6 protein-coding genes and 1 pseudogene are annotated in these 7,960 nt (G+C 64.2%); 6 read left to right on the forward strand and 1 reads right to left on the reverse strand.

Going from position 1 to position 7,960, the window contains the following annotated elements:
* Nucleotides 1–1,541 (reverse strand): annotated as a pseudogene (locus EN745_RS24645) (peptidoglycan-binding protein); the annotation flags it as partial.
* A 497-nt stretch (nucleotides 1,542–2,038) separates the two neighbouring features.
* Between EN745_RS24645 and EN745_RS24650 the strand changes: the two are divergent.
* The 6 genes from EN745_RS24650 to EN745_RS24675 form a co-directional block, all read left to right on the forward strand.
* Entirely contained in the window at nucleotides 2,039–2,503 is a 465-nt protein-coding gene (locus EN745_RS24650; protein WP_126056613.1) for a MerR family DNA-binding transcriptional regulator, read from the forward strand.
* A 237-nt stretch (nucleotides 2,504–2,740) separates the two neighbouring features.
* Nucleotides 2,741–4,537, forward strand: coding sequence for an acyl-CoA dehydrogenase (locus tag EN745_RS24655; protein WP_127422478.1), 1,797 nt, complete (start codon nucleotides 2,741–2,743; stop codon nucleotides 4,535–4,537).
* A 146-nt stretch (nucleotides 4,538–4,683) separates the two neighbouring features.
* Nucleotides 4,684–5,100 (forward strand): endonuclease domain-containing protein, encoded by a 417-nt coding sequence (locus EN745_RS24660; protein WP_245482402.1) that lies wholly within the window; start codon nucleotides 4,684–4,686, stop codon nucleotides 5,098–5,100.
* A complete protein-coding gene (locus EN745_RS24665) occupies nucleotides 5,097–6,266 on the forward strand; it encodes an acyl-CoA dehydrogenase family protein (RefSeq protein ID WP_127422479.1) in 1,170 nt (389 codons plus the stop codon). The genes EN745_RS24660 and EN745_RS24665 overlap by 4 nt, the downstream gene beginning before the upstream one ends.
* Nucleotides 6,267–6,299: 33 nt before the next feature.
* A complete protein-coding gene (locus EN745_RS24670; RefSeq protein ID WP_126056609.1) occupies nucleotides 6,300–7,508 on the forward strand; it encodes an acetyl-CoA C-acetyltransferase in 1,209 nt (402 codons plus the stop codon).
* A gap of 14 nt (nucleotides 7,509–7,522) precedes the next feature.
* On the forward strand, nucleotides 7,523–7,960 hold a 438-nt coding region (locus EN745_RS24675), incomplete at its 3' end, for an enoyl-CoA hydratase-related protein (RefSeq protein WP_189363152.1).

Consider the following 7,960-nt stretch of genomic DNA (forward strand, 5'->3'; position numbering starts at 1 on the left):
GGGTCGATGCCGGCGACCTGAGCGGCCGATGTTTCAAGCCGGCTTGATATGTCTTCCAGCCGGCTTTCCAGGCCACGGATCGCCGCTTCGTTGGCGGGATCGGGGACCCGCGTCTCCAGGCGCTTGGCGAGCGCGGTGAAGCGGGCGTCGATGGCATCCATGATGCCGGCGCTGTCGGCCTGCGGCATGCGCTGGTCGAGCCTGTCGGCAACCTCGTCCAGCCGCCGCTCGAGATCGCGAAACAGCATGTTGCCCTGTTCGATCGCATCACCCTGCCGGCGTTCCATCATCCCCGACAGCGCGTCGAAGCGCTGTTCAAGTGCCTGGAAAATATGATCGGCATCGGGCATGGCTGGCGCGTGGTCGATTTTGTCGGCGATCAGAGCGATTTGCCTGCCGAGCCGTTCCATGGCCTGCTCCGGCAGGTTGGCGCGGCCGGCCAGCTCGTCGACGCGGCTCGACAGAAGGTTGAGCCGGTCCATAACCTCTCGACCGGGCTGGGCCTGGGTCACTTCCTCGATCTGCTGCGCCAGCGAGGCGATCCGCTTCTCGATGCGCTCGAAGGGTTCCGGGTCGAAGGCATTGGCCTGCGCGGCAACGGTCGAGGCGACGATGGCGCGGGAGATCTCGTCCAGCCGCTCGTCGATCATGCCGAACGTGTCGCTGCCGCGATTGCTCTGCTGGCTGGCGAACTGGTCGACGGCACCGGCAAGCGTGCGCACCTTTTCCTCCAGTGAGCGCAGCGACAGCGATTCCGGCAGGTTGTTGACGGCATTGCTGATCTGCTCGAGGCGGTCGGTCAACGCCGAAAGGCCTGGATTGTCGGAGCGCTTGCGCTGGTCGGCGTCGACACGGTCCTCGAAGGCGCTCCAGCGGCGGTCGAAGTCGTCCCATCGGCGATCGACCGCCCGCACGCTTTCCTCGCGCGCCAGCGTGTCCAGCGCGCCCTTGACCTGCTCCATCTCGAGCCTGAGCAGGTTGACGCTCCTGTCGTCGCTCTTCTCAGCCAGCGTCTGGATGGCGCCGGACAGCCGCTCGAATTCGAGGCCGAGCTCGGCGCTGCCCTTGTCCGCCTGGCCATTCGCCTGGAAGGCGCGCTCGATGTCGTTGCGCAGCGCGTCGAACTCGCGCTTGAGGCCGGCGGTCATCTGGTGGCGCAATTCCTCGCGCAGGCCGCGCAGCTCGCCGGCGATCTTGCCGACCACGGCGACGCTGTCCTCCTGGCCGCGCACGCGGTCGATGTCGCGGGCGATCGCCTGATAGTTCTGCTCGAACGCGGGCGCGGCCGGCGCCGGCGTCTTTGGTCGCGGCGTCGGCTGCGGATCCTCGTACCAGCGCGGCGGCTGGCTGTAAGGCTGGGCGCTGGCGTAGCGCGGTTCCGGCTGGCGGCGAGGGTCGAGGCGCTCGGCCGTATCCTCGCGCGTCCGCTCCAGCCGCTGCTCCAGCGTTTCCAGGGAGCGGTTCAACTGCTCGAGCGTGGTGTGCGGCCTGCGCTGCCTGCCGGCATTGAGTGTATCGAGATAGGACCGCTTGCTGTTCATCGATGCGCCCGTGTTCAGAATTGCCGGCTCGTGACCGGATTCCCCAAAGTCTCGCCGGGACGAAGGCGACCGTGCGGTTCTGCCGCGGCGGAGGGCTAGCCTCCCGGGCTTTTCGCCCGCGCTTCGAAAACCGTGAAAAATTCGCTACAGGATAAACACGGGTGACCGACATGCGCACATTTCACCCAACGTGGTAAACAACGCGTTAACCAAGCTTAAGAACTTGCGCATGATCCTTTCCACTGCGGTCGCCGCCGCAAAAATCGTTCCGGGCATCCTGCTCGTCGCCAACGGGTGCGGCATAACGTTTCTTAGCCTAGAACACCCTTGCGTCATGAGCCGGCACTCGGTATAGAATTGACGTAAACGTAAGAGGTGTGCAGATCCCCCTTTTGCGATTTTTCGTTGAAACCACGACTGGAAGCACGCCCCCGCTTCCACTCAGGCGACGCAAGGTCCGGGACCGCGGCGCCACCAGACGGGGAAAGCCAGTGACCATGAAGCTTGTTTCGGCCGGCGAAGCCGCGGCCAACACCAATGACATATCGACTGAAACCGGCGAGGAACTTGTCCGCATCGGCGAGATGGCCAAGAAATATGGCGTGACGTTGCGCACGCTACGTTTCTATGAGGACAAGGGCCTGCTCAATCCGAAGCGCGACGGTTCGACCCGTCTCTACACGCGCCGCGACAAGGCCCGGCTGAAGCTGATCCTGCTGGGCCGCAAGGTCGGGTTCTCGCTGCGCGACGTCAAGCAGATGATGGATCTCTACGATCCGACCGGCTCCAACACCAAGCAGCTGCGGCTGGCGCTCGACAAGTCCGAGAAGCAGCTCGCTCGCCTGCAGAAGCAGCGGGCGCTGATCGACGACGCCATCAACGAGTTGAGCGCCTCGATGACCGCGGTGCGCCAGATGCTTGCCCAACGCGCCGCGCCGCCACAGGCCAGCGCAGCCGGCTGATCCTGTGCGCCGGCTTCCGGCGGAAAGTCTCGGACGAGGAGCCGCGCGGCCTGTGCCGCGCGGCTCTTTCTTTTGGCGGCCATGCGTCAGCTCACGAAAATTTTGCGTCTGCGACAAGATTGACGTTTACGCAAACGTCAATTTTTGCTATCGGGGCGTCGACATTGGCTCAGCCTCCGATCTGCGCTTTGATCGAGAACTTGCTGGCAGGGCCAGACCGCAAGGGTGGAGGAAGGCATGACGATCTACAGGGCGCCGATCCAGGACACGCTGTTCGTGCTCAACGACGTGTTGGGCTATCAGCGCTATTCCAATCTTCCCGGCTTCTCCGACGCGACGCCCGACGTCCTCGAGGCGATCCTCGCCGAGGGCGCCAAGCTCGCTGAGAACGTCATGCATCCGCTCAACCGTGTCGGCGACATGGAAGGCTGCGTGCGCCATGATGACGGCTCGGTGACGACGCCCAAGGGCTTCAAGAAGGCTTTCGACCAGTATCGCGAGGGCGGTTGGATGGGGCTCGCCGCGCCTGCCGAGTTCGGCGGCCAGGGCCTGCCCTACACGGTCCACACGGCGGTTTCCGAATATATGGTCTCGGCCAACATGTCGCTGATGATGTATCCGGGCCTGACGCAAGGCGCGATCGCCGCCATCATCACTCACGGCACCGACGAGCAGAAGGCGACCTGGCTGCCGAAGCTGGTCGAGGGCGCATGGACCGGCACCATGAACCTCACCGAGCCGCATTGCGGCACGGATCTTGGCCTGCTGCGCACCAAGGCCGTGTCGAACGGCAATGGCACCTACAAGATTTCCGGTCAGAAGATATTCATCTCCGCCGGCGAGCACGACATGGCGGACAACATCGTCCACCTGGTGCTGGCCCGCATCGAGGGTGCGCCGGAAGGCGTCAAGGGCATCTCGCTGTTCATTGTGCCGAAGCTCAAGCTCGACGCCTCGGGCAAGCCAGGTGAAAGGAACGCCGTCTCTTGCGGCTCGATCGAGGAGAAGATGGGCATCCACGGCAATTCGACCTGCGTCATGAATTATGACGAGGCCGAAGGCACGCTGCTGGGCGAGGCCAATGGCGGCCTGAAGGCAATGTTCACGATGATGAACGAGGCCCGCCTCGGCGTCGGCCTGCAGGGGCTGTCGCTGTCGGAGATCGCCTACCAGAACGCCGTCTCCTACGCCAAGGACCGCTTGCAGGGCCGGTCGCTGTCGGGTGCCAAGGCGCCGGACAAGAAGGCCGATCCAATCATCGTCCATCCCGACATCCGCCGCTCGCTGATGACCATGAAGGCGTATAACGAGGCCGGCCGCGCGCTGGCGCTGTGGACCGCGATCAAGTCGGACGTCGCGCACCGCGCCGGTGACGACAACGATCGCCGGGCGGCCGACGACTACACCGGCCTGCTGACGCCCGTGGTCAAGGGCGTGCTCACCGACAAGGGCTTCGACCACGCGGTGATGGCGCAGCAGGTGTTCGGCGGCCATGGCTATATCGAAGAGCACGGCATGAGCCAGTTCGTGCGCGATGCCCGCATCGCCATGATCTATGAGGGCGCCAACGGCATCCAGGCGCTCGACCTGGTCGGCCGCAAGCTGGCGCAGAACGGTGGCCGCGGCGTACAGGCTTTCTTCAAGGAGGTCGGCGAGTTCTGCGAGGAGAACCGTGCCGACGAGAAGTTGGCGCCCTTCACCAAGGCGCTGAAGAAGGGCCTCAACGACCTGCAGGCGGCGACCATGTGGCTGCTGCAGAACGCCATGGCCAAGCCCGACAATGCGGGCGCCGCCTCGACCGACTACATGCACCTCTTCGGCCTGGTGGCGTTGGGCTACATGTGGGCGCAGATGGCGAAGGCCGCCGGCGTGAAGCTCGCCGATGGCGCCAACGGCTCCTCGGCCTTCTATGACAACAAGCTGGTGACGGCGCGCTTCTTCATGGAGCGGATCATGCCGGAGACGGCGACGCGGCTTGCCCGCATTTCCAGTGGCGCGGACGCGCTAATGGCGCTGTCGGCGGAAGCGTTCTAGAAATGCTCGGCGTCCCCCTCCCCCTTGAGGGGAGGGTGGCCCGAAGGGTCGGGAGGGGTCGCCCGCGACGAGCTCGACGCCAATTCTGACGGATGCGCACTGGGAGGAGGACTATCGCAATGCCGCGGACGCGGGTGAGTTTCGAAATGCGGCAGAAGGCACGCTCGCTTCGTCTCCATGCGACGAAGGCGGAGTCTTTGCTATGGTACGAATTGCGGGAGCTGATGGCTGACAGTTTGAAGTTCAGGCGGCAATCGCCGATCGGCCCGTACATTGTCGATTTCGTCTGCCCGTCGGTCAAACTCATTGTGGAGGTCGACGGCGACCTGCATGAAACCGAGGCTGGCAAGCGTCATGATTTGAACCGCGACGCTTATTTGCAGTCGCTTGGCTACGTCGTGCTTAGGATTGACGAGCCGGATGTTATCAATAGCGCCTGGCATGTTGCGCAGTTTGTCAAAGGTGAGGCTGAGCGTGTCGCCGGCGACCCCTCCCGACCGCTTCGCGGCCACCTTCCCCTCAAGGGGGAGGGGGACGCCAGCGCCACGGAGGAAATGGCATGACAAATCCAGCCGAAATTCTTGGCTTGCCAAAACCCGCCTGGGCGGCGGACGAGGTCGCAATGCTCTACGACATGGCGTCGCGCTTCATGTCTGAAGAGATCGCGCCGCGCTATGACGAGTTCGAGAAGAACGAGATGGTCGACCGCGAGAGCTGGCTGAAGGCAGGCGCGGCCGGCCTGCTCTGCGCCTCGATGCCGGAGGAATATGGCGGCTCGGGCGGCACCTTCGCGCATGAGAGCGCCATCATCGAGGCGATCGGCCATGTCGGCGTCGACGGCTTCGGCATCGGTCTGCACAATTCGATCGTCGCCCCCTACATCCTCCATTACGGCTCCGAGGAGCAGAAGAAGAAGTGGCTGCCCAAGCTCGCGACCGGCGAGCTGATCGGCGCCATCGCCATGACCGAGCCCGGCGCCGGCTCCGACCTGCAAGGCGTCAAGACGCGCGCCGAGAAGGACGGCAACCACTACAAGATCAGCGGCTCCAAGACCTTCATCACCAATGGCCAGCTCGCCAACCTGATCATCGTCGTCACCAAGACCGACCCGGAAAAGGGCGCCAAGGGCACTTCGCTGATCGTCGTCGAGACCGACGAGGTCGAAGGTTTTCAGCGCGGCCGCAACCTCGACAAGATCGGCCTGAAGGCCAACGATACCTCCGAACTGTTTTTCAACGACGTGCGCGTGCCGACCTCGAACCTGCTCGGCCATGAGGAAGGCAAGGGCTTCGTCCAGCTGATGCAGCAACTGCCGCAGGAGCGGCTGCAGATCGGTACCGGTGCGATCGCCATGATCGAGCGCGCTCTCGCCTTGACCATCGACTACGTCAAGGAGCGCAAGGCCTTCGGCAAGGCGGTCATCGATTTCCAGAACACCCAGTTCAAGCTGGCCGAGCTGAAGACCGAGGCCACGATCGGCCGCGTCTTCTACAATGACTGCGTCGCCCGCCACATCGATGGCGGCCTCGATCCGGTCACCGCCTCGATGGCCAAATACTGGCTTAGCGACCTGCAGGGCAAGGTGGTCGACGAATGCCTTCAATTGCACGGCGGCTATGGCTACATGAATGAATACCCGATCGCCCGCATGTACCGCGACGCTCGCGTCCAGCGCATCTACGGCGGCACCAACGAGATCATGAAATTGCTGATCGGGCGCTCTCTCTGAGCGCGGCGACCGGCAAACCCAAGGAGCAGGAAAATGGCCGAAGCTTACGTCTATGACGCCGTGCGCACGCCGCGCGGCAGAGGCAAGAAGGATGGCTCGCTGCACGAGGTGCCGGCGGTGCGGCTCGCCGCCAAAACGCTCGAGGCGCTGCGCGACCGCAACGGCCTCGACACCGGCACTGTCGACGACATCATCTTCGGCTGCGTCGACCCGGTCGGCGAGGCGGGCTCGGTAATTCCGCGCGCCGCCGCCTTCGAGGCCGGCTACGACACCAAGGCGCCCGGCATGCAGATCTCGCGCTTTTGCGCTTCCGGTCTCGACGCCATCAATTTCGGCGCCGCCAAGATCGCGCAGGGTGCCGACGACATCGTCATCGCCGGCGGCGTCGAATCGATGTCGCGCGTCGGCATGGGCATGTCGGGCGGCGCCTGGTTCATGGACCCATCCGTCGGCCTGCCCGGCTGGTTCGTGCCGCAAGGCATTTCGGCCGACCTGATCGCCACCAAGTATGGCTTCAGCCGCGACGATGTCGACGCCTATGCCGTCGAGAGCCAGAAGCGCGCCGCCAAGTCCTGGTCCGAGGGCCGCTTCAAGAATTCGGTGATCCCGATCAAGGACCAGAATGGGCTGACCATCCTCGACCATGACGAGCACATGCGACCGGCGACCGACATGCAATCGCTGGCCTCGCTCAACCCGTCCTTCGTCATGCCCGGCGAAATGGGCGGCTTCGATGCGGTTGCCGTGCAAAAGCACCCTGAAGTCGAAGAGGTCAACCACGTCCACCATGCCGGCAACTCGTCCGGCATCGTCGATGGCGCCGCTGCCGTCCTGCTCGGCTCCAAGAAGGCCGGCAAGGCGATGGGCATCAAGCCGCGCGCCCGCATCCGCGCCTTCGCCAACATCGGCTCCGAGCCGGTGCTGATGCTGACCGGCCCGGTCGACGTCACCGAAAAGCTCTTGCAGCGTGCCAAGATGAAGCTGTCGGACATCGACCTGTTCGAGCTCAACGAGGCCTTCGCCTCGGTGGTGCTGCGCTACATGCAGGCCTTCGAGATCCCGCACGACAAGATCAATGTCAACGGCGGCGCGATCGCCATGGGCCATCCGCTCGGTGCCACCGGCGCCATGATCTTCGGCACCGTGCTCGACGAGCTCGAGCGCCGTGACCTGAACACCGCCCTGGTCACGCTCTGCATCGGCGCCGGCATGGGCACCGCCACCATCATCGAACGCGTCTGACGGGGAGAGAGAAGATGAGCTACACCAATTTCACCCTCGACGTCGACGCCGACGGCATTGCGCTGGTCACCTGGAACATGCCGGATCGATCGATGAACGTCTTCACCGAAGAGGTGATGCGGGAGCTTAACGCCATCGTCGACCATGTCGCCGGCGACGCGGCCATCAAGGGCGCGGTCATCACCTCCGGCAAGGATACTTTCTCCGGCGGTGCCGACATCACCTTGCTGCAGAAGATGCTGGGCGCCTTCGCCGCCGACAAGGCGAAGGATTTGGGCAAGGCGACCAAAGCCCTGTTCGACAATGCGGGCGTCATGACCGGCCTGTTCCGCAAGATCGAGACTTCCGGCAAGCCGTGGGTGTCGGCGATCAACGGCACCTGCATGGGCGGCGCCTTCGAGATGTCGCTCGCCTGCCACGGCCGCGTCGCTGCCGATTCCGACAAGGTGAAG

This window comes from Mesorhizobium sp. M4A.F.Ca.ET.022.05.2.1, assembly GCF_003998845.1.
Taxonomy (GTDB): Bacteria; Pseudomonadota; Alphaproteobacteria; order Rhizobiales; family Rhizobiaceae; genus Mesorhizobium.